This window comes from Cerasibacillus terrae (assembly GCF_008039555.1).
GTDB lineage: Bacteria > Bacillota > Bacilli > Bacillales > Amphibacillaceae > Cerasibacillus > Cerasibacillus terrae.
On record NZ_VDUW01000014.1, the window covers coordinates 1 to 25,570 of the forward strand.

Here is a 25,570-nt window from a genome sequence, read left to right on the forward strand (position 1 = left end):
GCTTTGGATTTGGACAGGAAACCACCTGTACTTCCATTGTAAAGGATTTTTTTATTGTATGGACATTAAATTATTGAACATTGTTAGTATTTTGAATCAACAGACTTAATTAATGCAATGCTAGTGAGTACCATTATATGTTTTTATAGTCAATATTTATATAGTCATTTTTTACTATATATTATAAAAATTTACATTCTATTATAAAAAATATATAGAAAATGCTAACGAACAGTATTCTTCTCTTGAATCGTTCGTTAGCATTTTCATTCTATATCTTAATTATATTTCCAGAACTTCTCCAACTTTCATTGCTTGTCCTTTTCCTGTTTTTACTTTTTCTGCAAATGCATCTGGGTCTTGCTCAATTACAGGAAATGTATTGTAATGCACCGGGACAATGATATTTGCTTTTACCCAATCAGCAGCAATTAAGGCATCATCTGGCCCCATCGTAAAATTGTCCCCAATTGGAATAAACGCAACCTCTATATCATTTAATTCTCCATACATTTTTAAATCTGTAAATAATGCTGTGTCCCCTAGATGATATAGTGTTTTCCCTTCCACTGTTAACAAAATTCCACCTGGCATTCCAGTATAAACAAAAGTATTATCCTCTTCTTGGTAAGAAGATCCGTGAAAAGCATGGGTGAATTTCACTCGGCCAAATTCAAAGTCATATGCACCACCAAGATTCATTGGATGTGTTTTCACACCTTTTAAACCAAGATACACAGCTAATTCATTCGGTGCAACAACAAGTGCATCATTCCGCTTTGCAATTTCCACCGTGTCCCCAACATGATCATTATGTCCATGTGTTAGTAAAATAACATCCGTTTCAACAGTGTTTGCATCAAGATCACATAATTTATTTCCAGTAATAAATGGGTCAATTAATATGGTATGTTCTCCTGTTTTCACTTTCACGACAGAATGGCCATGATAAGATATTTGCATGCTATCTCTCCTTTAAATCATATGTACCTTTACCATACATCAATTATAACTTAATTGTAAACAGAAAGTTCATTTTTTTACATTTATTATATTTTCTTTCCAACCAAAACACTATAAGATAAGCAAAAAAGAGATTAGCCCATACGACTAATCCCTCTCCATTATTAATCCTCTTTTCCCATTGCTTTTTTCAACGCAGCCAGTTCATCATCAACATCTGAATCTAGTTCAGCAAGCTCATCATCGAGTGAGCGATTTTCTTTTGATAAATCTTCCGTTGTTTCCGCTTCAGCCTCAAATTGCAACACTTTTTCTTCCATTCGTTCAAACCCACGTTTAGAATTATCATTACCAATAGATGACATCGTACGATTAATTTTTGTTCGTGTTTTAGCAGACTCAGCCCTTGCTTGAAGTGTATCTTTTTTTAATTGCATCTGCTGATATTCTTTCTTCATTTCCTTTAATTTACTTTTTAATGTTTCAGAATCCTCTTTTGCCTTCTCATGTGATTCATTTAATAATTGTGCTTGTGACTCGTATTCCTTTTTATCTTGAAGTGCACGACGAGCTAGGTCATCTTTTCCAGCGTCTACCGCTTTCACTGCCTGTTCTTGACGTTTATCCACCATCACTTTAGCATCTTCTAATTTATGCTTTAAAATCTTTTCATTAGCAATTTGTTTTGCTACTGCTTTTTCCACATCTTTTATATCTTCACCCATATCTCGTAAAAATTGTTCAAGCATTTTAACCGGGTCTTCCGCTTTATCAAGCATCGCATTTAATTCAGATGAAACGATTGTTTTCATTCGTTTAAAAAATTGAAACATGTGTGGTTCCTCCTTTTATCTTGTTTACTTTCTATTATGTCATACGAATAACAGGAGCAGGAAGTTTCAAAAACTGTCGATGTTTTTTTCCTGATTATTTCTGCAGGGGGATGCGCGATTAACAAAATAACTCTCCGTTGTGGAGAGTTATTTTGTATCATCACTTATTTAATAGTATGGAAATATCTGTGTGTTCAAGTCCATGAGCTCCTGCTACAGCATGATATGTAACATGGCCATCCATGGTGTTAACACCTTTTAGTAATGCTTCATTATCTGTGATTGCTTGCTCTAGGCCTTTATTGGCGATCTGTTGAGCATAGGGAATGGTTACATTCGTTAATCCCAATGTAGATGTGCGTGGTACGGCACCAGGCATATTGGAAACGGCATAATGTACGACACCATGTTTCGTGTATGTTGGGTCATCATGAGTTGTTACACGGTCACTTGTCTCAACAATTCCACCTTGGTCAATCGCTACATCAATTATAACTGATCCTTGTGACATATTTTTAACCATTTCTTCAGATACCAGTTTTGGAGCTCTTGCTCCTGGAATCAGTACTGCACCTATAACTAAATCAGATTCTGAAACTGCCTCAGCTATATTCATCGGATTTGACATTAGTGTTTTCAAAGAAGAGCCAAAAATGTCATCTAATTCACGTAGACGATTCGGATTTAAATCAACCATTGTAACATCTGCTCCTAAACCGACAGCCACTTTGGCAGCATTAGTCCCAACGACACCACCACCAATAATTGTTACTTTCGAACGTTTAACCCCTGGTATTCCAGCAAGTAATACTCCCTTACCACCATATGTTTTCTCTAGAAATTGAGCACCGATTTGTGTAGCCATTCGTCCTGCTACTTCACTCATTGGAGTAAGTAACGGTAGTGAGCGATTAGATAATTGCACTGTTTCGTATGCAATTGCAGTAACTTTCTTTTCTAATAAAGTATGTGTTAATGTTTCTTCATTAGCTAAATGAAAGTATGTAAAAATAATTTGCCCTTCTTGGAGAAATTCATATTCTTCTGGAATTGGTTCTTTTACTTTCATGATCATTTCATTTTCCCAGGCTTCTTTAGCTGTTGCTACAATTGTTGCTCCAACTTCTTTATATTGTTCATCCGTAAATCCTGATCCTAAGCCTGCATTTGTTTCAATATATATTTGATGACCATCATTTTTCAAGCTCAATACTCCTGCTGGTGTCATTGCCACTCGATTTTCATTATTCAATCTTTCTTTAGGTACCCCGATTTTCATTTAAACACCTTCTTCTTGAGATTTTTAAGATAATATATACATTCTATCAAATATTGCAAAAAATAACATTTATACTCAATAAAGAATGGAAAATAGTCCATCCTACCTGGATAAGATGGACTATTTCCATTTATTTAGTTGCTCTGATTGTTAAATGTGTTTACTCCACGATTATTTTCCAATTGATCCTCGACAACACCACTCTGATAACTTTCTATAAGCTGATTTTTTACAGTTTGAATTCCTTTTTTCTCTTCGTGCAACTTTTTATTTCGCCTTTTTTGATCAGCCAAAAAGAATCCCTCCCTTGTTAGAAACTTATCTGATTGTCGAATAACTTGCTAAGTTCGTATTTAATAAAAGCAAGCTTCCTTTGTAGTTTGTCCATAAAATTGTAATATTGTACTGTTTTATTTTGCCAAAAAATGCAATATTTAATGTATAATAAGTATAGATGGTATTTAGAAAGGGGAGGATGAATATGACTAATTATAAAAATATAATGGTCGCAGTAGATGGATCTAACGAGGCAAAAAAAGCGTTCGATGAAGCAGTTTCACTTGCTAAACAGAATGATGCGAAATTGATGATTGTTAATGTCATTGATTCCCGGTCATTTGCGATGATTGAAGCATATGACAGAACTTTAGGGGAACGTGCTGAAGCACAAGCCGACGAGTTAATGAGTGCATATGTAGAAGAAGCAGAAAAAGCTGGAGTTAAAAATGTTATTAAAAATGTGGAATACGGCTCACCAAGAGTCAAAATTCCTAAAGACATCGCAACTGATTTTGAAGCAGATTTAATTGTCTGTGGTGCAACTGGACTAAGTGCAGTAGAACGTTTCTTAATTGGAAGTGTTTCAGAAAGCATCGTCCGTTTTGCTAAATGTAGTGTTCTTGTTGTTAGATAATGAATGAAAAAAAGTTTCTCTGTTTTCAGCGACAGAGAAACTTTTTTAATGAGTTGAATAAGATTTTTAAAAACATAAGCTATTAGAGAGTTTGTGAAGGTAATGAAACTTTACATAAGGCCACTTTCGTATAATTTAGTGAAATATTTCCCATAAAAGTAACCAATCATTAAGAATAAGTTTCCGCAAATTATGTATGCCTAGCTAATATCTTTTTTTATCTCATTTACCACATGGCTTAACTCAGGTAAAATAAGTTTATTCATACCTAATGTTACTGCTCCAGATGAGCCTGGCATAGAAAAAACAGCTGTGTGATTTGCCACACCGGCAATGGCCCGTGAAAGAATTGCTGCAGAGCCGATATCTTTTTCATAACTTAATAAACGAAAGATCTCACCAAAACCTGGTATTTCTTTCTCGATAATGGATTCGACGGTTTCTATGGTAACATCCCGATAGGCAATGCCTGTTCCCCCATTTGTTAATATAGCATCTACTTCTGGATGATGTAATCCTACTTCTATTGCTTCACGAATATTCGATACCTCGTCTTTTACAACGACTCTTTTGAACACAGAATGTCCATTATCTTTAAGTAATTTCTCTATTACCTTACCGCTTTTATCTGTATCCAATGTCCTTGTATCACTAATTGTAACAATCATCACATGCACGACTCGTTTTTGACGCTTGTGTTCATGTACTGACATGCTATTCTCCCCTTATATGAAAAATTCCTTCATTATGTTCTTGTTATTTTTCAGAAATATTTTCTAAAAACCACTGATTCATTTGCTTCACGATATCTGCCATTGCAGCTTCGTTTTTAAAAGATGGTAATTGAACTAGAAGTGGTTGTTTTGGTGTTGAAGTATGTTCTCCCTTTTTTTGTAAAACAAGAATACTCTTGGTATTTTTATCTGTTTTAAAAATACTTTCAGGAAGTTGTAAAAGTCCAACAATATGAGCATGTTCTCTTAAAAACTGATGCAATTTTTCTGCTTGATCACTAGTAAATAAGAAATTTGGAATTAAAAAAATGAGATAACCAGCTTCCTTTGTATACATTAAACTTTGCTCTATTAATAAGTGATGGGCATAAGATTGACCATCATCTGCTTTCAATTCAAATTCACTTGCACGTACATCGTCTGGATAGTAACCTACTGGTAAATCAGAAACAACTAAATCAACAGGATCTATTAAAAATGGTCGCATACTATCTTGTTTGAAAAATTCAATATCCATTTTTTGTAAGTTGGCACTTGCCAAAGAAAGCTGAATTAATGTTGGATCAATATCATTTCCATATGCTTCTACCTTATGATTAAATTGACTTATGACGGTTGTAAGTAAGTTAGATGTCCCACAGGCAGGGTCAAATATTGTAGTTTTCTCTTTGTTTCCCATAAGTTTCTCAGCAACATAGCCGGTAAAAAGAGCCACCGCCTCTGGAGTCATCAAATGTTGTTGTTGAGTAGCATCTTTCATACCTTTTAGAATAGCTAATTGAACTGCTTTTCTGATTTCAAGTTGTTCAAAATGAATCGGTTGGATCTCATTCAATGCTTTTTGTAATTTATTATCTAAGATCTCGTTACCTGATGTTGGGACTTCCTGAAAAAATAGTAAGTCCATTGCTTGAGCTAAACATTCTAAATATGGTTCTTCACGATGTTTCTCTAGGATATTTGCTGTTGCATCAAGCCATGAGTATAAGTTTTCCACATTGTTTATTTTTGGCAAATAAAACTCCCCCAATCTTCTTCACATGGAAGTATGTCTAGCCTCATATTATATCATAAAATTATTATCACTTGTGTCATCACGCCTTCTAGATCTTCTCTTTTTCCTATCTGATTTCTCTGTTTCCTCTGTTGAATCATCTGTCCTTCTTGGTGATTCAGAAAAAATTTGTTCGACTTTGTCAATAGCTTGTGGTGCTAAATCAAGTAATTTCTCATACAGATGGACATGTTCGTTCATATGAATCATCTTGACCCCTTTAGAATGAACGATTAAAAAAGCAATGGGTGTAACTGAAACACCGCCACCTGCTCCACCACCAAATGGAAGATTATTATCTTGACTTTCCTGATCTTGTTGAGAAAATTCACTTCCACCTGCAGCAAAACCAAATCCTAATTTAGAGATAGGGATAATTAGTGTTCCATCTGAAGTTTCTACAGGATCACCAATAATGGTATTTACATCAATCATCTCATTTAAATTTTCCATAGTTGTAGCCATTAATTTTTGAATCGGATGTTCTTCCATGTCATTTCTCACCTTTTCTTCATTTTATTTGTCGAAGTTTAAATAGTAACTGTATTCCCTTATAAAGAGAAACAGAACTAATACTTTTCATTTCCATACAAAATATTTTTGTCTGAAAATTTGGTTCAATGGAAATCGATGGATTCATTTCTTTATTCATATAAGTATCTAACATACCGAGTAACTTATATTTAATAGACCATAAACTTCCAGATAAAATAGCTGTCCAATTGGCTTCTTTTGTTCCAATAACTGTTTTCCAGTGAAATGTGTGAACATAGATAGTTCGTCGAAACAAAGGTAGGATTTTTCTCATTTGATTCATTTTTTCAGTGAATGGTGTTTTTTTGTAGTCTTCTCCATCAAAATATTCTTCTATTTGTTTAACGATAGAAGATAAATGATTAGATAAAGAAGGTTCCCATATAAGATCTTTTTTATAAAAGGTAATCCCCCAGAATGATACTCTAATTGTTATTTTCATTCTTTCATTTCTAATATTTAACATATAGGTTAAATAAATCCGGGAAAAAATAATCATAATGATTATGATCAAAAAGACTAAAAATATAATTCCATACATCCATTCACCACATCACTTTAAAAATAACTTTTTCTCCTTATATATCTTGTTTCATTTTTTATGATTTATGATATTTTTTTTCATTCTTTTACGTATTTTAAAAAGGGCCATCCAAATGAATGGATGACCCTTAGCCATTTCTATTTTATTGTTATTGTCCTTGCCCACCACTAAATTGTTGTTGAGCCATTTGAACTAGGCGTTTTGTGATTTCTCCACCTACAGAACCGTTTGCTCTAGAAGTTGTATCAGCACCAAGTTGAACACCAAATTCTGTAGCGATTTCTGTTTTCATTTGTTCAAGTGCTTGTTGTGCACCAGGAACTACTAGTTGGTTAGAGTTATTTCTGTTTGGCATGTCTTTCACCTCCCTTGTACAAATAGAATGTGTAAAAAGGGAGACAATCATGCATGAATTCAATTGGTAAGTCTTGTAAATCAATGTAGTATTTTCTAAGATATAAATATTGTTTTAGAAAATAACAAACCATTAAAATAAATCATCAAATCGTTTATCTTCACTTTGTTCATCTGATACAACAATCTTCTGTATCTTTTGGACGGCTTCTTCTATGAATGGTTCAAAAGCAAAGTCTGCTTCAAATTGGTTTACTTTTTCTCTTTTTGGTTTTGTTTTTGGAGCTTTTGGCACAAAAATGGTACAACAGTCTTCATATGGCCGTATCGAAATATCATATGTGTCAATTTGTTTCGATATTTTGATAATATCTTGTTTATCCATTGCCACTAATGGTCGTAGAATCGGATAATTGGTTACTTCATTAATTGTGTGCATGCTTTCCATTGTTTGGGAAGCGACTTGACCAAGACTTTCTCCTGTAGTAAGGGATAAGATTTGGTGATTTTCACAGACTGCTTCACTGATGCGGAACATCATACGACGCATAACAGTCATTGCATAGCTTTCTGGAATTTCCTGAAAGATTTTCTGTTGTAATGTTGTAAATGGAACAACATGAATTTTTAAACGATGACCGAAAGCTGTCAATTTCTCCGCAAGATCGATTACTTTTTGTTTAGCACGGTCACTTGTAAACGGTGGTGAATGGAAATGAATTGCTTCTATCTCTACACCACGCTTCATCATTAAGTATCCTGCAACAGGACTATCAATTCCACCAGATAGTAAAAGTAATGATTTTCCAGATGTTCCAACAGGTAGACCTCCAGCACCTTTGATTACATCTGACGTGATATACGTCGCATCTACACGTATTTCTACATTTATTTCTACATCGGGTTGATGCACATCCACTTTAAAGCCAGATGTATGTTTTAATAAATAAGCACCTAAAAGCTGATTCATTTCCTGTGAGCCGGTTGGAAATGTTTTATCAACACGACGTACGGCAACTTTAAATGTTTTTGCTTGAATCGAGTTTTCTAAAGCAAATAATCCAGCTTGTTTGATTTGTTCTAATTCATTCGAAACCTTTATGGCTAAACTTAAACTGTGAATACCAAAGATGTTTTTACATTTATCGATAATTGGTTGTGGATCCTGCCCATGAAGCATAATAAACATTCTACCACGTGTTCGCTTTATTTTTATATTTGGAAATCCTTTTAATTTATGCTGTATATTTTGCTGTAATTTATTTAGAAAATGTTTTTGATTTTTTCCTTTCAACGCTAATTCACCATAGCGAATTAATATATGATCAAATTCGAATTCCATTAACATCTACCCCATTATTCCTCGTAATTTTGTTATGATTCGTTTCATTGTATGAATAAATGTATCAATTTCTTCTTTTGTTTGTTCGTAAGACAGACTAACTCTTAATGCTGATGTCGCATTTTCATCATCTTTTCCACATGCAGCGACAATCCTACTATAATCAGATTGCTTTGAAGAACAAGCTGATTTTGTAGAAATATAAATTTCTTCAGAAGCCAAAGCGTGAATCAATACTTCTGGTTTTAAACCTGGTAGAGAAAAATTCATAATATGCGGTGCTGCATTTTTAGGCGTATTAATGAAAACCCCTTCTATTTTTTCCAATTCTTGTCGTAATAATTGATGTAATTGGAACAGATACCTATTTTTTTCTTTCTCTTTTTCTTTTATTAAGCGCATAGCTTTTGTCATGGACACCGCTCCTGCCACATTCTCCGTTCCTGCTCTGAATCCTTCTCCTTGTTCTCCACCATGAAATAAAGGAAATAAAGAAACACGGCTTTGTTTATAAAGAATTCCATTCCCTTTCAGTCCATGTATTTTATGTGCTGATATCGTATATAAGTCGATATGGCTTTCTTTTATATTCAAAGGAACCTTACCAAAACCTTGTACATCATCAACATGAAAAATAACTTTTGGATATTTTCTTAAACGCTCACCAATTTCTTGAACCGGTTGTATAGATCCAATTTCATTATTAACATGCATTACGGATATGAGAATGGTGTCATCACGAATTGCTTGTTCAATCATCTCAGGTGATACTATTCCATCCTGATTTACAGGAATGTATGTAATTTCGAAGCCTAATTTTTCTAAAGCAAGACATGTATTATATACGGACGGATGTTCAATTATTGTTGTAATAATATGTTTCCCCCGTTTTTGGTGTTCTAAGGCAACTCCTTTTATAGCTAGATTATTTCCTTCTGTTCCACTTGCTGTAAATATAATCTCCTCTGGTAAAACACGTAATATTTTTGCTGCTTGTTTTTTAGCAGTTAAAAGCAATTGTTCGGCTTCTCCACCAAGTGGATGAATGGAAGACGGGTTTGCATAAAAGGACGTTGATACTTGTTGAAAACTGTGAAGTACATCTGGATGTGGCTTTGTAGTTGCACTATTATCTAAGTAAATCATTGCGTAGCCTCCTTAAGTCTAAGAAATCAAAACAGAAGGCTGACTATGGAAAAAAATTCCATAAGACAGCCTTCATCAACGTTTCATGATTGAATCATACCATGAAAATCATGCAGTGAAAATATTTTACACAATGGATTGTAATTCTTCAATTCGTTTTAATGCACCAGGTTCCACTTCTTCAACCGCTTTTGCCGCTTCTTCTAAAGCAGCTTCATATTCATACTTTCTGAATAATTGTTCTGCTTCAGCCAACTTTCTAGCTAAAATTGGATATCGACTCCGATAACGATTGGCATATTGAATGACTTGCTCTGTTAAATAAGCCTGATCCAACATGAAGTTTGTTTGTTCTAAAAGATACTCTGTAGCAGTCTTGGCTTCACCCAAAGCTTTTTGAACTTCTGTCATATCAAGTGGTTGTTTTTCTAATACGTGTAGGACATAATCGTTTTTTTCTTTGGTGTCTTCTAGTATATCTAAAATAAAGTTCGGAATACCTGGAATATTACTTTTTGCTAACTTACGATATGTATCTTGACTTTTTTGACGCATTTGGAGGAGCTCTTCTTTTGCCTCTAATTCATCACGCCGTAGATTTTGCAAGTCCTTTTTAAATGCAATATGTTCTTCCTTTATTTCTTCTAATTGTTGCCATTCTTTTTCCAGACGCTCTCGCATCTCAATATATGTCCCTTTTTCATTTTCCAATGCGTTAGAAATTTTCTCATATTGTGCTTGTAGATGATCGATTGTTTTTTCAATGGACATATATTTTTCCATATCACCATCATCCAGGTAATAGGTCTGTTTCAAGTAATCCACTTCTGTTTTGGTTTCAGAAAAAGTAGCTGCAACCTCTTCAAGTGCCTTCTGATAACTTGGAACATGTGATTCAACATAATTCTTAGCAATAGCTTCTTTCTCTAATACATCATAAATTTCTTTTATTCGTTCATCTATTTCCGAAATCATTTGCCTACTCTCATCTATCTCCCCTTTTTCAAGGGCCAGTACACCATCGTGAAGACGTTTTTGAGATTGTTTAATTTCTTCTTCAAAATTAAATTGTTTAATCGGATATCCATCTTCTATCATTTCCTGAACACCAGCCAGGAGTTCATTTAATTCACTTGGAAGTTGATCTTTACATGCTTTATATAAATCCGGAAATTCTTCTAATTTTTTTTCAACGGTCGCCAATGCTTCTTTCAATCCATCTACAAGTTCTTTTGCTTCTAAGTAATTTCCAGACTGGACAAGTTCATGATATGTAGCAATACCATCTTCCGATTGTTTCAATTCTTTTTCAAACCATTGATCGGCCTTTCCATATTGATACCGCTTCTGCGAAATGACTTTTTGTAGTTTTTTAAGAGTGGGCTCCATTTGTTCTATTTCTTCCCGATTTTCCTTTTCAGTGTCTATCAATTGGTCTAATTCTACCAAAATATTTTCAATATCTTTTTCAACTGATTGTAATCGTTCATCTGTATTTTCGATGACTTTTTTTGCTGTTGGGAATCGATAACGATCAGATGCCTCTTCCGCTTCAAATAACGCTTCTTCCACATCTGATAAATCCTTTGTTACAATTGTTTCCCAACGTTCTTTCCATTCTTCAAATTTTTCTTGTGTTTCCCCAGAAAGATTCAATTTTTTAATACGTGCTATTTGCCCTGCGACATTCCGATTCATAATGTCTAATTTCCAACTTTCCTGTCGGTCAACTTCATCATACATTCGCTTTCGAAAAATTAATCCAGTAATTAAAATAATAATAATTAGTAATATCGCGATGATGATATATATCATACAAAACCTCCTAGCTAGCTATCCCTTGTAAGAGGATCTTTACTTATTTTCCATTTATTACATATATGTACTAAAAAATGTAATTTCCTTTTAAAATATCACTATATAATTAATAATACCATGTTTTGACGGTTTTTGGCTAAAATTTACTTCTTTTTATTTGGAATTTCAACATTTTTCTATGCTTCAATCACGGAATCTATCCATTTATATATAACACTCACATAGTTTTCAGTAAAATAATCCTTCCCCGTCACACCAATTGCTTGACTTTTCAATTCACTATGAAGAAGATAAGGCGTAGAGAACATTCCAAGTAATTGCATAAATAAAAATGGATGTTCTTTCTTAGAAATACTTTTTTCCTCAAGAATGGTATAAAATATTTTTTTAATATAAAAACTTTCTTTTGCCAAATATGTAACAACCATTTCTCTAACAAAAATAGAGTCAAATGCAAGTTCACGATAAATAAAACAAGATAATTGTTCATACTCTTGTTTAAATTGAATAATGGTTCGAATTAATTTCTTTAGACGTTCCACTGCAGGTAAGTTTCTTGTTTTAAAAAACGCTGCTTCTAGTACAGCTAAATAATCTTCAAAATAAGAAGTAACAGTATGTTCTAGTAAACCTTGTTTTCCTTTAAAATAATAACTAATTGCTGATAAATTGACATCTGCTTCTTTTGCAATATCGCGAACAGATGTTCCTTGGAATCCTTTTTGATAAAATAAAGAAGATGCAATTCTCGTTATCTTTTGTTTTGTTGGCTCACTATTCATCTTTTTTCAACTCCTCGTATGCTAGAATATGTTAGATCCCCTTAGTTCTAACATACGACAATAAAAGCAACATCTCCTGCATCTAAATGTCGACAAAAAATTTAAAAGGATCATATTTTGTCAAAATAAAAAGAAAAGAAAGGATGTTTACATATGTTTCAAACAGTTAATTATTCAGGTGACATACATAAGGATTATGATTCTTTATTCCAGCAATTACAGGCATTAATACACGATGAAAAAGATCATATAGCTAATCTAGCAAATGCAGCTGCCTTATTAAATCAGTTTTTAGAAGAAATTAATTGGGTTGGTTTTTATTTATGGAAAGAAAATGGACTTGTCCTAGGACCATTTCAAGGATTACCTGCTTGTATCCGCATCCCCTATGGAAAAGGTGTTTGTGGGACAGCTATAAAAAAAAGACAAACCATCAGGGTTAATGATGTGAATCATTTCCCAGGCCATATTGCTTGTGACAATCGAAGTCAATCTGAAATTGTTATTCCAATCATTATAAAAGATGAAATTTATGGTGTGTTAGATATTGATAGTCCAATTAAAAACCGCTTTCATGATATAGATCAAGTTTACTTAGAAAAATTCATCAAGATTTTAAAGGGGGCACTTCTATAAAAAGATGGTGTTTATATATCAAACACCATCTTTTTATAGAATGGATTTCATGATCACACAATTCTTTCCAGAATTTTTTGCTTCATATAAAGCTTGATCTGTACGGATGAATAATTCGACTACCGATTTAGGAATCGCATCATTCCATGCCGAAACTCCAGCAGAAACTGTAATTTGTGGATTTGTGTCCATTTCTACTTCCCTACTAATTCTTTTTGCTATTTCTACACCCTTTTCCTCCAACACTCCAGGTAAATATACAGCTAGTTCTTCTCCACCCCAACGTGCCGCAATATCTTCCGTTCTTGTATTTCTTTGGATAATGTTTGCCACTTGTTTTAATACTTTATCACCTATGTGGTGCCCAAATGTATCATTTATTTTTTTAAAATCATCGATATCGAATAATATTAATGTCCCCTGCCCTCGTGTTTTCATATGTTTATGTATCTGTTTATCTAAATGGTTTCGTGTGTACAATTTTGTTACATAATCTGTTTTCACTGTTTGTTTCAATTGTTTCATTAAAAATGCATTTAAAATAGATAAAGTAGAATGCATAATAAGAGATTGTATTGTCTTAAAATTTTCAAATGTGAAGTAGTTTGGTTCCTCGTGTAAAATAATGACCGACCCATACGTAAAAACATCATGTTTCATCGGGATTATCATAACCGAACGATATGGAATGCCATCTATTAAGTTGAAATCACCAGCAAAAAAAGGTTCTTGTTCATTTCTATGTGTTAAATAATGGGCGAGGACCTGTCCTTCTTTCGTATGAAAATAAGGGGTACTTTCTTCTAACACGGATGGCTCCGTTTCCCCGATTTTAACAAAGCCTAATTCAGAACAATCGCATATACTCATTACCTTCTTTCTAACGATTCTAATAATTTCCTCTAATTTCATATTTGAATTTAGCATTTTAGATGTTTCGTTTATCAATTTCAAACTCTCTATTTGCTCGTTTGAACTTTGATACAATGCAACATTTTCAATTGCCTTTCCTGTAAAGCTTGCTAATTGTGATATAAAATCAAGTTCATGTTTAGGAAAATTAATAGCATCATTCGTCTCAACTTCTAACACACCATAGATAGCCTGTTTTCCTTCTAATGGCACATATAGTTTCAAACGTTCTTGATATTTATCTATTTCTATTTGGGGCTCTCCCGTTAAAAATGCGGTCATACTCAAATGATACCCAAATTTCCCACTAAAATTTAACAATTTAATCGGTAATGATGGATCAACTTTATATTCTTGAGACAATAAAACATTGAATTTAAAATTTGGATAGAGGTTCTGGATAGAGGTTAAAAGTTCTTCTAATATATTACTTTTGTCTACTTTTGAAAATAATCTAGAAGAAAAGGAGTTGGCAAACTTCATCCTATTCTGTTTTATCTTCATCTGATGATAAGTATGTAATAGTTTAAATAGTTTTTCTGATTCTTTTTGAATGATTGACATATGTAGTTCATCCAATGTATTTCTGGTTTCTGTACAACTGATAATATATCCAAATGCTTTTTCTCCAATGTTTATTGGGATGATTATATTTCCTTTATCTATTTGAAATGGTATTTTTTTCTGAAATTCAGATAGAGGAATAGTTTCTTGTAAAGATGTTACTCGATATTTCGGATAAACAGTCATTCGTTTATATTGATTATTCCATTCGTCTAAAATATATATCGCTATCTGTTTGTGTTGTAGGATATCAACTAATTGTCTTGATATGTCTAATAACATCTTTTTATTTATACTCAGGGAATTATTATTTGTTATAATGTCAAAAAATATATTTTTTAATTTCATCTGGAGTACTGATTGTTCATTCATATTAAGATCACCTAATCAGAAGGACTTATTGTATAGTTCTTTATAACTACTATATGAATATTATTATAACAGATATAGTCATTTACTCCTATTTTTATGTATGGTTATCTTTCATATATGTTTTTGTTGACTTACTTCTAAAAAAAATATATACTAGACTTTGTGTAAAATAATAAGTAGCCTAAGTGAACCGCCGCTTGCAAGTATTTTATTCCTCAAAAAGAGGTGTATCGTGTAACCCTCAGCTGCTGGGGCGATGGTGCATGAAAATAAAATACACAACGGATTGGGGCACGCTCCGTTTATTTTATGCAAATAAACTACAAGGAGGAAATGTCCTATGTCACGATATACAGGTCCAATTTGGAAAAAATCACGTCGTTTTGGCATTTCACTAACAGGAACAGGTAAAGAATTAGATAAACGTCCTTATGCACCAGGACAACATGGTGCAAACCAACGCAGAAAGCTATCTGAGTATGGCTTACAGCTTCAAGAAAAACAAAAATTACGTTTTATGTACGGTTTAAATGAGCGTCAATTCCGTAATTTGTTTGACCGTGCAGGAAAAATGAAAGGTGTTCACGGTGAAAACTTCATGGTTCTTCTTGAATCACGTCTAGACAACCTTGTTTACCGTCTTGGCTTTGCACGTACACGTCGCCAAGCACGCCAATTAGTAAACCACGGTCATATTACAGTTGATGGGCAACGTACAAATATTCCATCATACTCTGTAAAAATTGGTCAAACAATTGGTCTACGTGAAAAATCTAAAAACCTAGATATTATTAAAGAATCTATCGAAGTAAACAACTTTGTACCTGAGTACCTCACATTTGATGAAAACAATCTAGAAGGTTCGTACACAAGACGTCCAGAACGTGCTGAATTACCAGCTGAAATTAACGAGTCTCTAATCGTTGAGTTCTACTCTCGTTAATAAAGTTGCTTAATTGAATTCAGTATTTAAAGTCCCCAAAACCTTTATAAATAGGGTTTTGAGGACTTTTCTTATTCCAGTTTTGTAAATAAAACTCAATTCCTAATAGAGTCATTTAATTTCCTGTAAATGGATAATAGTTGTTGTTGTTCCTCAGCTGTTAATTTATCAAACAAATTTTTACGAAGTGTTTTTCCCTCTTCATTTGCTTTTTTGACCAAATCGAGTCCCTTATCAGTGATAGCTAAATAAATAATTCTACGATCATCATCGTCTGCAAGTCGAGTGGCTAACTTTTTTTGCACGAGTTTTTCTGATAAGTGAGTTAAAGTTGGAGGAGTCAACCCTAAGGTTCTCGCGATATCTGATGGACGACTTTTTCCGTTATCCTTAAGGTGGCTAAGCACAAGAATATGAGAAATACCAAGGCTTTCATTGAACATTTTATTCCATTGAATAATTAAATAGTTCGTGACCTGATCCATGGAATGAATAAGTCCAAAAATGTTTTTTTCTTTCATATACGTATACCCCTACTTTCTATAATTGAAAAGCCCCTTGGATTATAGGGGCCTCATTGAATATAGTATATTTTATTGAGCAGAAAATCCACCGTCAATCACCAATTCCGCACCAGTGATAAAAGAAGATTCATCAGATGCTAAGAATAACGCCGCATTTGCAATATCTTCAGGTTGACCTAATCGTTGAAGCGGTGTTGCTTGAACCAAGCGACCGAGAAGATCTTTTGATGTTTCCAACGATTTTGTCATTGGTGTTTCAATAATCCCAGGAAAAAGTGTATTTACACGTACTCCTTGATGCCCAAAGGTTGTTGCAGCTGCTTTAGAAATAGCACGAACTGCACCTTTAGAAGCCGAATAGTGGTTAAAACCTTGCCCGATTTGTGCAGTATAAGAAGAGATATTTACAATAGATCCTTTCTTTTGTTCTGCCATATAAGGAGCAACATGTTTCATACCAGCAAAAGGACCAAAACCGTTAATAGACAGCATTTTTCCCCAGTCATCAAGATTAATTTCCTGATATTGTTTTTCCGATGAAATACCTGCATTGTTCACGAGAATATCAATTTTACCGAAATGATTGTTTACTTCCTTGGCTAGTGCTTGCCAATCTTCCTCTGAAGAAACATTTAACTTCATTCCATATACGTTTTCTTTTTGACGAACTCTTTCAAGTGCTGCCTCATTAATGTCGGCGGCAATGACGATAGCTCCTTCTTGGCTGAATAATTCAACCATACGTTCACCAATACCTGATGCTCCACCTGTAACTATAGCTACTTTATTATCTAACCTTCCCATACTTCATTCCTCCCTTAACGTAACTTAATACTTCCACCATCTACCATAAGTGTTTGTCCAGTTATATAATCCGAATCATCGCTTGCTAAAAAGACAGCTACTCTACCGATATCTTGTTCTGTGTCACCAAGCCGACGAAGTGGAATTTTATTAATCATTGCATCGTATGATTTTGGATCGTTTTGACGCCATTGTTCAACACCAGGAGTGAGTGCAATAGGTGAGATTAAGTTGACATTAATACCGTCTGGTCCCCATTCATTCGCTGCAACTCGTGAAATTCCTCGAATAGCTTCTTTTGCCGCTGCATAAGAAGTTTGTGTAGGTTGTCCATCCAGGCCTGCTCCTGAAGCAAAGTTAATTACTTTACCCTTAGATTTTTTCAATTCAGGGTAAGCAGCTTTCATAAAATAGAAAGTTGGATAAAAACCAGTTCCAAAAGATAAATCGAAGTGATCTTCTGTTGTCTCAACGAAAGGCACCTGTCTTGATACATGTGCATTATTAACTAAAATATCTAGCTTGCCAAATTTTTTCACGACTTCATCGACAACTTTATCGGCATTTTCTTTAATGGATATATTTTTTATAAAAAGCAAGCCTTCTGTAAATTTATTAACTTCAGCTAAAGTTTCTTTTCCTTTTTCCTCATTCACATCAACAATGGCGATATGAGCCCCTTCTTTTGCCATCGCTAGGGCTATTCCTCTGCCAATACCAGAAGCACTCCCAGTTACTATTCCGACTTTTCCTTGTAATCTCACTTGAAAGACTCCTTTCTGTTTATATATAATTACTTAGATGTCTAATCATTTAACATCTAAATAATAGCAACTTTTAAAATGAATTGCAACAAAATAAACTTAAATGTGTATGTCAAAACTTGATATAATTATATTTACATTCATGAAAAGGCCTCTTTCTAATGTGTTTGCCTGGAAAGCACACACGAAAAAGAGGCCTTTTTACTAATGGTTTATTTTCCTACCCCGGGTACAATTTTATACATATTTCGTTTTAAAAATACTCTACTAGATATTTTTTAATAATTTCACAAGTAAACTCAAAGATATTTATTCTTTTAATGCATTTATAATCGATAAATCAAATAAACCATCAATATCATTTGAATCGACATAATCAGCATTTTTACTAATATCTGCCATTTCCTGAATAACTTGTTCATTAACATTTGTTGTCACTTCTAAGCGATTAAATGCTGCTTCTATTTCTTCCTTATCAATTTCCTTTCCTGTTAAATCTTTAATATGTTTAATCACCAAGCCTTGTGCTTTTTCTGGATTATCCTGTATAAATTCAATTGCTCTCTTATGCGCTTTAATATATGATTTTGTACGTTCTTCATCTTCTACAAATTTACTTGTTGCTGCTACAACTGTATTCGTTGATTCTTTTCCCCAAGCAAATTCATCCCAATCTAATAGCAATTTTCCATCTGCTTGTGTTTCTAACGTATATCCCCAAGGTTCTTGTGTTGCAGCTGCTTCGACAGATTCTTGAGTAAATAATGTGACCGTCTCCGCAGGTGCCGCCGCAAATAATTCTACTGTACCACCACTAGATGTAGCATTTAAATTTACATCTTGTAATGCCTTACGAAGCATGATATCTTGTGTGCTACCAATCACAGGAATCGCCACTCTTTTTCCATCTAAGTGTTTTAAACTTTCAACACCACTTCCTTTCGCTGCAACAAGTACTGCTCCTCCGTTCACTGCACCGGAAATGATATGAAATCCAGGATTTTTTACATATATATTTAATAATGGTCCCGGGCCAACCGTTCCAACATCGATTTCATTTGTCTGCATGGCCTCCATAAATAGACCACCATTATTAAATGTCTTCGTTTCAATTTTCATATTTTCACCAAACTCTGTTTCAAAATACCCCTTTTCCAATCCTACAATTGTCGCAATATGTGTCAGGTTAGGAAAATAGCCAATTTTAACTATTTCCTCTTCTTCACTTGAACATCCTATTAAAATTCCAATAAATAATGTAATAGAAATAAAGATTACTAAAAGCCTTTTCATCGATAAATCCCCCTTTAATATTTATGTTGCTTGATTTATGCCCCATTTTGTTTGAACCGAACGTTCTAAACGTACAAATACAACACGATCCATCATCGTTCCAATCACCGCAATGATAATCATGACGGAAATAACTAAATCCATTTGACCTAAGGCGCGGCCATTTTCTAATAATTGTCCCAGCCCGCCACCAGCTCCTAATAGTTCCCCAGCCATTAATGCTCGCCAAGCAAAAGCCCAAGATATACGTAATCCTGAGAGTATTTGTGGAATAGAAGCTGGTATAATTACAGTTTTAATAAAATGAAAACCACTAGAACCAAGTGTTTTGGCGACTCGTTGATAAAGTTCGGGCACATTTTTGAATCCGCTTGTTGCACTCATCGTCATAGTCCAAGTTGCCCCAATCGTTACAATAAATAAAATGGCAAAATCATTTAAACCGAACCAAATAATCGCAAGTGGAAACCACACAATACTTGGAATTGATTGGAATGCTGTTACAAGAAAGCCAAGTGTATCTTCAACAAATGTAAACCGCCAAATCAAATAACCTAATATAAAACCAAGAATGACAGCGATTGAAAAGCCAATTAAAATTCTCTTAAAGCTTATAATAATAGCTTTCGTTATCTGACCATCTATTAACCCATTAAAAAGGGTTGAAAAGACTTGCGTCAAACTAGGAAACATAAAATCTGGCAAACCTGAAAGTCTAGATGTCATTTCCCAAATGATTGCTATCACTCCGATGAATATAATTCGTCTGAAAGCTGTATTCATCCCCCATTTCCTCCTTCCATACTTTATCTATTTCTGTCTGAAGGATTGTTAATATTTTTCTTTCCATCTTTAATGTAACCGAGTTCGGCATCATACTGTCTTTCATCGCAGGAACGGTAATAATTTCTTTTATTTTTCCAGGTCTTGTTGCAAGTACAACAATTTTTTCTGATAATTTCACCGCTTCGCGAATATCATGAGTTACAAAGAATATCGTTACTTTCGTTTCTTTCCATATATCTAATAATTCATTATGAAGCATCATTTTCGTTTGTTCATCTAATGCTGAAAAAGGTTCATCCATCAGTAAAATATCTGGCTCCATGACAAGGGCTCTTGCAATTGCTACTCTTTGTTTCATTCCACCAGAAAGTTGATGTGGGTAAGAGTGGATATATTGACTTAAATGGACCATTTTTAATATTTCTTTCGCTTTCTTTTCTGCATCTATTTTTGAAATTTTTTTAAGATGTAATCCATACATGACATTGTCTAATACCGTTAGCCAAGGAAATAAACCATCCTCTTGGAATACAACGACACGGTCTGGGCCTGGCTTATTAATCTTTTTACCTGAAACAGATATAAAACCAGAATCAGCCTTTTCTAATCCTGCAATAACATCTAATAATGTTGATTTTCCACAACCTGATGGCCCTACAATGGAAACAAAACTCCCTTTTTCAATTTCCATCGAAATATTATCTAATACCTTTACTTTCTCATTTTGATCATTCGTAAAGCTCTTATTAATTCCCTCTATCTTCAAATACATTTTTTTCACCCTAACTCCTTTTAACACATTAAACCTATTAGTTTACTAGGTATTACTCTTAAAAAAATATGGAAGTTCTTGTATACACAATATCCATATCTTTTTATTAATAGCTATAATGATACTAGTCAAATAAATCACTCGATAAGTATCTTTCTCCTGTATCAGGTGCAATACATACCACAGTTTCATCTGGACTTAGGCGGCTTGCTACAAGAATTGCAGCATATACGGATGCACCACCAGATGGCCCTAATAATATGCCTTCTTTAGATGCTAGAGAATGTACCGTATCATAGGCATCTTGATCTTCAATTTGAATTATTTCATCAAAGATATTTGTATTTAAAATATCTGGAATAAAACCTGGACTCGTTCCTACTAATTTATGTTTTCCGGGTTTCCCACCAGATAAAACTGGCGAACCTGCTGGCTCAACAACATGAATTGATATGTTTTCATCGTATTCCTTTAAAGCTTCACCTGTTCCTGTGATAGTACCGCCCGTACCTGCAGTACAAACAAAGGCTGATAAGTTTTTTTCTACCTTTTCCATTGCCCTCATAATCTCTTTTGCAGTAGTAAAACGATGAATATCTGGATTTGCTTCATTTTCAAATTGCATCGGAATAAAACTATTCGAAATATCTTTAGCTATTTCTTTTGCTTTTTCAATTGCTGCTGGCATTTTTCCTTCACTAGGGGTAAAGACAACTTCTGCACCAAATGCTTTTAAAATATTGACCCGTTCTTCTGTAGAAGAATCTGGCATGACAATAATTGTTTTATATCCTTTTGCTGCTGCATTCATCGCAAGACCAATCCCTGTATTTCCTGATGTTGGTTCGATAATGGTAGCACCTGGTTTTATGAAACCACTTTTTTCAGCTTGATCAAGCATATAAAATGCAGCACGGTCTTTCACACTTCTGCTTGGATTAAAATATTCCAACTTAACGTATACTTCTGCACCGTTCGGATTTACAATTCTATTTAATTTAACTAAAGGAGTATCACCAATTAAATCCACCATACTATGAACAACTTTCAAAATAATTCTCCCTTTCTATAAAGTTTACAATTCATTATAACAAATAATTTATATTATTCCTACCTGTTTACAGGGTTTTATACATACCATTTTTCTAAATTCCTTATAGTTTCTCTATACTATTCCAGTATATAATTTTTGTGCATGATATTTCACACCAACAAATCTTCCATGTTTCAAATAAACGAGTTTTGAAATTGAATCAATACCTTTAAACATTTAAAATACTATTAAAGGAAAAAGGAAAAGGATGTATCTACATAAAGATAAATCATTTTCTCTCTATTCCATGAAAGGGTGTATCAAATGATTGTTCGTGAAACAAACAAGGCTTTCATTATGATTGAACAGCACGAGCATGCTAGGGTGGCTGCTAATATAATGACCGACCTGAAACCACATTTATTGAAGAGAGATAACTTCTGGAATTCCGTGATATACGCCATTGAACAGCATGACTGTGGATGGAAACCATTTGACAAGGAACCTTTTTGGAATGACAAGAAGCATGCTCCATACACATTCATCGATTTCCCTTTATTACCCAAGCTAACGTTATACAAGCAAGGGATTGATAAGGTTGAACAAGTAAATCCATATGCAGCACTCTTATGTAGTGAGCATTATGCCCGATTTGTGAAACATCATAAGATAGACGAGGTTAAGTATTTTTTAAAACAAGAAAGAAAACGTCACGAACGAATCATCAAAACCTTTCCCCATTTTAATCAAACGTTATTTGATTTGCATTATAATTTGCTACAATTTGGAGACAATCTCTCTTTATATATATGCTTAAATGAACCTGGGGTTTCAAAAAATCAAGAACACTCATTTTTCCGTGAAGGGATTCCAATACCTACTTTGATGCAAGACATGGCAGAAAAGCGAATCCAAGTGGAATGGAAAAATGAGAGAACTATCTATTTAGATATGTTTCCATTTATACGACCTATACCCGTTACTTTTCAACAAAAGGTTGTTTCTAAGGAGGACATTACCACACACGGACTACTTGAAAGTTATTCGAGTACCGCATTTGAAAAAGTGAAATTCAACTTCAATCGGTCTAAAGAAATAAAGTGAAACTTCAATCAGTGGGAGTTTTCTTCTTCTCCCACTGATTGTTAGTTGAACGAATCGGGCCTTTACTGGCTGTTGATCCTCCACTTATAATTCTTAAAGTATCTCGAATTCTTGAAGTGGAGATCTTACAGCCTAGTTAATCTGCGATAATAAGTGAGTAAAAAACACCTGTGTGATATCTATTTCATCACACAGGCACTTTTTATTTTCTATTCATTTGCTTCCCTTTTATAAATGGTCCAACATCTAATCGTTGTGGAACTTTATATTTACGAATCATCTGTTTTGTCCATGTATCTGACCTGACATTAAATGATCTGTTGCTGTAATACTCTTTTAATGTCGCATCAAAGTCTTGTACATATTTATCCTGTTCCGGATGCTTTTTATATGTATTTTCATGGTAAATGACTTCCATTGGAAAACGGGGTTTCTTCTCCGGTTCATGATTCGGATATCCCATTGCCATACCAAATAATGGGTATACATAATCAGGTAGTTGAAGTATGTCACTTACACGCTCTATATCATTTCGTAAACTCCCCAAATAACAAATCCCTAACCCAAGTGATTCAGCGGCAATGGCAGCATTTTGTGCAGCAAGTGCGGCATCAACCGTTGCAACAATAAATTGTTCGGTACTTTCTAAGTTTTCTTCCATCACTTGTTTTTCTTCATCTTGTGCCTGGATTGCTTGAATTCGACTTAAATCTGCACAGAATACAAAAAGTTGACCATTTTTTTCTACATAGAATTGACCAGATACTTCCGCTAATTGTTTCTTGATTTCTGGGTCGGTTACACCAATTATTGTATAAGCCATCACATAACTTGATGTAGAAGCCTGTTGTGCGGCCTGAATAATGATACGAATTTGTTCATCCGACAGCTTTTGATCTGTGAATTTTCGTATAGAACGGTGATTTAATATTGTCTCAATTGTTTCATTCATTATGTATCATCCCCTTATTTATACACGTATCTCTATTCATTTTACTTATATATTCATCTGAAGCGCAACTAATTTGCTGTTCTATTTTGTATTAATTTTGTATTTTCAGTTATATATATACAAACAATGAAAAGGCTTTTCTCCTAAATAAAGTTTTAGAAGAGAAGCCTTTATTATAATTTTTATTTATATTTGATTAGGAAATATCTTTTCTTTCCACGGCGAATAATAGTAAAGGTACCTTCCATTCGATCTGCTTCGGAAACAGTATAATTTACTTCTTGTTCACGTTCTCCATTAATGTAAATTGCTCCATTTTTAATATCTTCGCGTGCCTGACGTTTAGATGAAGATATCTTCGCATCGACTAATAAATCAACTAAGCCAATTTCTTCCTTGTCCATTTCATATGTTGGCACATCTTTGAATCCTTGTTTAATTTCACTTATGGATAATTGTTTCAAGTTTCCACTAAACAATGCTTCTGTAATATTTTGTGCTTGTTGTAGTGATTCTTCCCCATGAACCATTTTCGTAACTTCCTCAGCTAGGCGCTTATGGGCAAGACGTTTTTCTGGATGATTTTCCAGAGATTCTTCTAATTCTCGTACTTCTTCCTCTGGTAAAAATGTAAAATAGCGAATAAATTTCATCACATCGCGGTCATCTGTATTGATCCAGAATTGATAAAACTCATATGGACTTGTTTTTTCTGGATCCAACCAAATAGCTCCACCTGCTGTTTTACCAAATTTCGTTCCGTCTGCTTTGGTAATTAGTGGAACCGTTAAACCAAATACTTTTACCTCTTCATCTTGGTTTTCACGTGTACGGCGAATTAATTCCATCCCAGCAGTAATATTCCCCCACTGGTCACTTCCACCAATTTGTAATGTCATATTTTCTTGTTCATGTAATTTGACATAATCAAGAGATTGTAAAAGCATGTAACTAAATTCTGTATAGGAAATTCCATCTTCAATTCGGGATGATACAGCATCTTTTGCTAGCATATAGTTTACTGTAAAATGCTTTCCAATATCACGTAAGACATCAATAAATGTTAAATCTGCTAGCCAATCATGATTATTTCTAGCGACAACAGGATTTTCTCCCTCGTCAAACTCTAAAAGTTTGCCAATTTGTTGTTTAATCTTTTCTGCGTATCCTTGAACAACTTCCGCTTCATTTAAAGACCGCTCTGTGGAACGACCACTAGGGTCACCAATCATTCCTGTTCCACCACCTATTAAAGCAATTGGACGATGACCAGCTTTTTGGAAACGTTTTAACATGGTAATCGGTAGCAAGTGTCCAATATGTAGACTATCTGCTGTCGGATCAAAACCACAATATAATGTGACTTGATTTTCTGCTAGATGTCTTCTTAATCCTTCAAAATCTGTTACTTGGTTAATCAACCCACGTTTTTCTAAATCCTGTAAAATATCCATCAGTATTCACTCTCCATCAATTCATCTTTATTTTAGAAAACAAAAAAACTCCTCCTCTTATAAAAGGGACGAGTTAAACACGCGGTACCACCCTTGTTGCAATAGGTATTGCCACTTAGGATTTGTTAACGATGAGTTCACCGTCTTTTTCATCCTAACAAAAATGGACAAAAAAGAAGCTCCAGAATGTAATTCACTTGCAAATATATACTGACTTACACCAACCGCCAGCTCTCTTTGATAGGGATTTGCTTCGTTACTTATTTCCTTCTTCGCTTTTTCATAAAATATGAGATACTATATTCTTACCATATATAAAAATAAAATGCAATGATAATCTTTTATATATATATACCAAATA

At 34.0% G+C, this 25,570-nt stretch carries 27 protein-coding genes and 1 other annotated feature; of the genes, 4 read left to right on the forward strand and 23 right to left on the reverse strand.

Annotation, left to right across the window (positions count from 1 at the left end; genetic code table 11):
• Positions 1–282: 282 nt before the first annotated feature.
• From FHP05_RS13965 to FHP05_RS15425, 4 genes are all read right to left on the reverse strand, one after another.
• Positions 283–963 carry a metal-dependent hydrolase gene (locus tag FHP05_RS13965; RefSeq protein ID WP_147670382.1) on the reverse strand — a complete coding sequence of 227 codons (681 nt, stop codon included), beginning with the start codon at positions 961–963 and terminating at the stop codon, positions 283–285.
• A gap of 164 nt (positions 964–1,127) precedes the next feature.
• A complete protein-coding gene (locus tag FHP05_RS13970) occupies positions 1,128–1,796 on the reverse strand; it encodes a PspA/IM30 family protein (protein ID WP_147670384.1) in 669 nt (222 codons plus the stop codon).
• Positions 1,797–1,956: 160 nt separating this feature from the next.
• Positions 1,957–3,075: an alanine dehydrogenase gene (gene ald / locus FHP05_RS13975; protein WP_147670386.1), complete on the reverse strand. Its 1,119-nt coding sequence runs from the start codon at positions 3,073–3,075 to the stop codon at positions 1,957–1,959.
• Between the two features lie 134 nt (positions 3,076–3,209).
• Positions 3,210–3,368 (reverse strand): hypothetical protein, encoded by a 159-nt coding sequence (locus tag FHP05_RS15425; RefSeq protein WP_191126364.1) that lies wholly within the window; start codon positions 3,366–3,368, stop codon positions 3,210–3,212.
• Between the two features lie 188 nt (positions 3,369–3,556).
• Between FHP05_RS15425 and FHP05_RS13980 the strand changes: the two genes are divergently transcribed.
• Positions 3,557–3,988: a universal stress protein gene (locus FHP05_RS13980; protein WP_147670388.1), complete on the forward strand. Its 432-nt coding sequence runs from the start codon at positions 3,557–3,559 to the stop codon at positions 3,986–3,988.
• Between the two features lie 200 nt (positions 3,989–4,188).
• On the opposite strand, the gene FHP05_RS13985 is transcribed toward FHP05_RS13980, so the two are convergent.
• The 9 genes from FHP05_RS13985 to refZ all read right to left on the reverse strand — a co-directional run bounded on the left by FHP05_RS13985 (position 4,189) and on the right by refZ (position 12,296).
• On the reverse strand, positions 4,189–4,701 hold the full coding sequence (locus FHP05_RS13985; protein ID WP_147670390.1) for a MogA/MoaB family molybdenum cofactor biosynthesis protein: 513 nt from the start codon (positions 4,699–4,701) through the stop codon (positions 4,189–4,191).
• Positions 4,702–4,744: 43 nt separating this feature from the next.
• Complete coding sequence (locus FHP05_RS13990; protein ID WP_230974013.1) at positions 4,745–5,737, reverse strand: class I SAM-dependent methyltransferase; 993 nt, start codon at positions 5,735–5,737, stop codon at positions 4,745–4,747.
• Between the two features lie 48 nt (positions 5,738–5,785).
• Positions 5,786–6,268: a GerW family sporulation protein gene (ytfJ, locus tag FHP05_RS13995; protein WP_147670392.1), complete on the reverse strand. Its 483-nt coding sequence runs from the start codon at positions 6,266–6,268 to the stop codon at positions 5,786–5,788.
• Between the two features lie 19 nt (positions 6,269–6,287).
• A complete protein-coding gene (locus FHP05_RS14000) occupies positions 6,288–6,752 on the reverse strand; it encodes a DUF2953 domain-containing protein (RefSeq protein ID WP_191126365.1) in 465 nt (154 codons plus the stop codon).
• A gap of 250 nt (positions 6,753–7,002) precedes the next feature.
• Positions 7,003–7,209: an alpha/beta-type small acid-soluble spore protein gene (locus tag FHP05_RS14005; protein WP_147670396.1), complete on the reverse strand. Its 207-nt coding sequence runs from the start codon at positions 7,207–7,209 to the stop codon at positions 7,003–7,005.
• A 132-nt stretch (positions 7,210–7,341) separates the two neighbouring features.
• Positions 7,342–8,550, reverse strand: coding sequence for a tRNA uracil 4-sulfurtransferase ThiI (gene thiI / locus FHP05_RS14010; protein WP_147670398.1), 1,209 nt, complete (start codon positions 8,548–8,550; stop codon positions 7,342–7,344).
• Between the two features lie 6 nt (positions 8,551–8,556).
• Positions 8,557–9,696 (reverse strand): cysteine desulfurase family protein, encoded by a 1,140-nt coding sequence (locus FHP05_RS14015; RefSeq protein WP_147670400.1) that lies wholly within the window; start codon positions 9,694–9,696, stop codon positions 8,557–8,559.
• A gap of 126 nt (positions 9,697–9,822) precedes the next feature.
• On the reverse strand, positions 9,823–11,511 hold the full coding sequence (gene ezrA / locus FHP05_RS14020; protein ID WP_147670402.1) for a septation ring formation regulator EzrA: 1,689 nt from the start codon (positions 11,509–11,511) through the stop codon (positions 9,823–9,825).
• A 179-nt stretch (positions 11,512–11,690) separates the two neighbouring features.
• Positions 11,691–12,296, reverse strand: coding sequence for a forespore capture DNA-binding protein RefZ (gene refZ, locus FHP05_RS14025; protein WP_147670403.1), 606 nt, complete (start codon positions 12,294–12,296; stop codon positions 11,691–11,693).
• A gap of 153 nt (positions 12,297–12,449) precedes the next feature.
• Here refZ and FHP05_RS14030 point away from each other — a divergent pair, with 153 nt between their 5' ends.
• Entirely contained in the window at positions 12,450–12,932 is a 483-nt protein-coding gene (locus FHP05_RS14030; RefSeq protein ID WP_147670405.1) for a GAF domain-containing protein, read from the forward strand.
• A gap of 33 nt (positions 12,933–12,965) precedes the next feature.
• Here FHP05_RS14030 and FHP05_RS14035 read toward each other — a convergent pair whose 3' ends face one another.
• Positions 12,966–14,780, reverse strand: coding sequence for a sensor domain-containing diguanylate cyclase (locus FHP05_RS14035; RefSeq protein ID WP_147670406.1), 1,815 nt, complete (start codon positions 14,778–14,780; stop codon positions 12,966–12,968).
• A 340-nt stretch (positions 14,781–15,120) separates the two neighbouring features.
• On the opposite strand from FHP05_RS14035, the gene rpsD reads away from it, so the two are divergent.
• Positions 15,121–15,723: a 30S ribosomal protein S4 gene (rpsD, locus tag FHP05_RS14040; RefSeq protein ID WP_147670408.1), complete on the forward strand. Its 603-nt coding sequence runs from the start codon at positions 15,121–15,123 to the stop codon at positions 15,721–15,723.
• 95 nt (positions 15,724–15,818) lie between these two features.
• Here the strand turns inward: rpsD and FHP05_RS14045 are convergent, their stop codons facing one another.
• From FHP05_RS14045 to cysK, 7 genes are all read right to left on the reverse strand, one after another.
• Positions 15,819–16,244, reverse strand: a complete 426-nt coding sequence (locus tag FHP05_RS14045) for a MarR family winged helix-turn-helix transcriptional regulator (RefSeq protein WP_147670410.1) — start codon at positions 16,242–16,244, stop codon at positions 15,819–15,821.
• A 72-nt stretch (positions 16,245–16,316) separates the two neighbouring features.
• The gene (locus FHP05_RS14050; protein WP_147670412.1) at positions 16,317–17,051 is read right to left on the reverse strand and encodes an SDR family NAD(P)-dependent oxidoreductase; all 735 of its coding nucleotides are present in this window, start codon (positions 17,049–17,051) and stop codon (positions 16,317–16,319) included.
• Positions 17,052–17,065: 14 nt separating this feature from the next.
• Complete coding sequence (locus tag FHP05_RS14055) at positions 17,066–17,815, reverse strand: SDR family NAD(P)-dependent oxidoreductase (protein ID WP_147670414.1); 750 nt, start codon at positions 17,813–17,815, stop codon at positions 17,066–17,068.
• 309 nt (positions 17,816–18,124) lie between these two features.
• On the reverse strand, positions 18,125–19,108 hold the full coding sequence (locus FHP05_RS14060) for an ABC transporter substrate-binding protein (protein WP_147670416.1): 984 nt from the start codon (positions 19,106–19,108) through the stop codon (positions 18,125–18,127).
• A 21-nt stretch (positions 19,109–19,129) separates the two neighbouring features.
• Positions 19,130–19,891, reverse strand: coding sequence for an ABC transporter permease (locus tag FHP05_RS14065; protein WP_147670417.1), 762 nt, complete (start codon positions 19,889–19,891; stop codon positions 19,130–19,132).
• Positions 19,824–20,666, reverse strand: coding sequence for an ABC transporter ATP-binding protein (locus FHP05_RS14070; protein ID WP_147670419.1), 843 nt, complete (start codon positions 20,664–20,666; stop codon positions 19,824–19,826). The genes FHP05_RS14065 and FHP05_RS14070 overlap by 68 nt, the downstream gene beginning before the upstream one ends.
• A 124-nt stretch (positions 20,667–20,790) precedes the next feature.
• Positions 20,791–21,717, reverse strand: coding sequence for a cysteine synthase A (gene cysK, locus FHP05_RS14075; RefSeq protein ID WP_147670421.1), 927 nt, complete (start codon positions 21,715–21,717; stop codon positions 20,791–20,793).
• A gap of 306 nt (positions 21,718–22,023) precedes the next feature.
• Between cysK and FHP05_RS14080 the strand changes: the two genes are divergently transcribed.
• The gene (locus tag FHP05_RS14080) at positions 22,024–22,803 is read left to right on the forward strand and encodes a DUF3891 family protein (RefSeq protein WP_147670423.1); all 780 of its coding nucleotides are present in this window, start codon (positions 22,024–22,026) and stop codon (positions 22,801–22,803) included.
• A 202-nt stretch (positions 22,804–23,005) separates the two neighbouring features.
• On the opposite strand, the gene nfsA is transcribed toward FHP05_RS14080, so the two are convergent.
• The gene (nfsA, locus tag FHP05_RS14085; protein WP_147670425.1) at positions 23,006–23,755 is read right to left on the reverse strand and encodes an oxygen-insensitive NADPH nitroreductase; all 750 of its coding nucleotides are present in this window, start codon (positions 23,753–23,755) and stop codon (positions 23,006–23,008) included.
• A gap of 182 nt (positions 23,756–23,937) precedes the next feature.
• Positions 23,938–25,209 carry a tyrosine--tRNA ligase gene (gene tyrS / locus FHP05_RS14090; protein ID WP_147670426.1) on the reverse strand — a complete coding sequence of 424 codons (1,272 nt, stop codon included), beginning with the start codon at positions 25,207–25,209 and terminating at the stop codon, positions 23,938–23,940.
• A gap of 61 nt (positions 25,210–25,270) precedes the next feature.
• Positions 25,271–25,491: a binding site (T-box leader), on the reverse strand.
• Between the last annotated feature and the right edge of the window lie 79 nt (positions 25,492–25,570).

Excerpts from the sequence above, each read along its gene's own strand:
- FHP05_RS13965 (WP_147670382.1), bottom strand. The coding sequence starts at position 963 with ATGCAAATATCTTATCATGGCCATTCTGTCGTGAAAGTGAAAACAGGA.
- FHP05_RS13970 (WP_147670384.1), bottom strand. The coding sequence starts at position 1,796 with ATGTTTCAATTTTTTAAACGAATGAAAACAATCGTTTCATCTGAATTA.
- ald (WP_147670386.1), bottom strand. The coding sequence starts at position 3,075 with ATGAAAATCGGGGTACCTAAAGAAAGATTGAATAATGAAAATCGAGTG.
- FHP05_RS13980 (WP_147670388.1), top strand. The coding sequence starts at position 3,557 with ATGACTAATTATAAAAATATAATGGTCGCAGTAGATGGATCTAACGAG.
- FHP05_RS13985 (WP_147670390.1), bottom strand. The coding sequence starts at position 4,701 with ATGTCAGTACATGAACACAAGCGTCAAAAACGAGTCGTGCATGTGATG.
- ytfJ (WP_147670392.1), bottom strand. The coding sequence starts at position 6,268 with ATGGAAGAACATCCGATTCAAAAATTAATGGCTACAACTATGGAAAAT.
- FHP05_RS14000 (WP_191126365.1), bottom strand. The coding sequence starts at position 6,752 with ATGAAAATAACAATTAGAGTATCATTCTGGGGGATTACCTTTTATAAA.
- FHP05_RS14005 (WP_147670396.1), bottom strand. The coding sequence starts at position 7,209 with ATGCCAAACAGAAATAACTCTAACCAACTAGTAGTTCCTGGTGCACAA.
- thiI (WP_147670398.1), bottom strand. The coding sequence starts at position 8,550 with ATGGAATTCGAATTTGATCATATATTAATTCGCTATGGTGAATTAGCG.
- FHP05_RS14015 (WP_147670400.1), bottom strand. The coding sequence starts at position 9,696 with ATGATTTACTTAGATAATAGTGCAACTACAAAGCCACATCCAGATGTA.
- ezrA (WP_147670402.1), bottom strand. The coding sequence starts at position 11,511 with ATGATATATATCATCATCGCGATATTACTAATTATTATTATTTTAATT.
- refZ (WP_147670403.1), bottom strand. The coding sequence starts at position 12,296 with ATGAATAGTGAGCCAACAAAACAAAAGATAACGAGAATTGCATCTTCT.
- FHP05_RS14030 (WP_147670405.1), top strand. The coding sequence starts at position 12,450 with ATGTTTCAAACAGTTAATTATTCAGGTGACATACATAAGGATTATGAT.
- FHP05_RS14035 (WP_147670406.1), bottom strand. The coding sequence starts at position 14,780 with ATGAATGAACAATCAGTACTCCAGATGAAATTAAAAAATATATTTTTT.
- rpsD (WP_147670408.1), top strand. The coding sequence starts at position 15,121 with ATGTCACGATATACAGGTCCAATTTGGAAAAAATCACGTCGTTTTGGC.
- FHP05_RS14045 (WP_147670410.1), bottom strand. The coding sequence starts at position 16,244 with ATGAAAGAAAAAAACATTTTTGGACTTATTCATTCCATGGATCAGGTC.
- FHP05_RS14050 (WP_147670412.1), bottom strand. The coding sequence starts at position 17,051 with ATGGGAAGGTTAGATAATAAAGTAGCTATAGTTACAGGTGGAGCATCA.
- FHP05_RS14060 (WP_147670416.1), bottom strand. The coding sequence starts at position 19,108 with ATGAAAAGGCTTTTAGTAATCTTTATTTCTATTACATTATTTATTGGA.
- FHP05_RS14065 (WP_147670417.1), bottom strand. The coding sequence starts at position 19,891 with ATGAATACAGCTTTCAGACGAATTATATTCATCGGAGTGATAGCAATC.
- FHP05_RS14070 (WP_147670419.1), bottom strand. The coding sequence starts at position 20,666 with ATGTATTTGAAGATAGAGGGAATTAATAAGAGCTTTACGAATGATCAA.
- FHP05_RS14080 (WP_147670423.1), top strand. The coding sequence starts at position 22,024 with ATGATTGTTCGTGAAACAAACAAGGCTTTCATTATGATTGAACAGCAC.
- nfsA (WP_147670425.1), bottom strand. The coding sequence starts at position 23,755 with ATGAATGAAACAATTGAGACAATATTAAATCACCGTTCTATACGAAAA.
- tyrS (WP_147670426.1), bottom strand. The coding sequence starts at position 25,209 with ATGGATATTTTACAGGATTTAGAAAAACGTGGGTTGATTAACCAAGTA.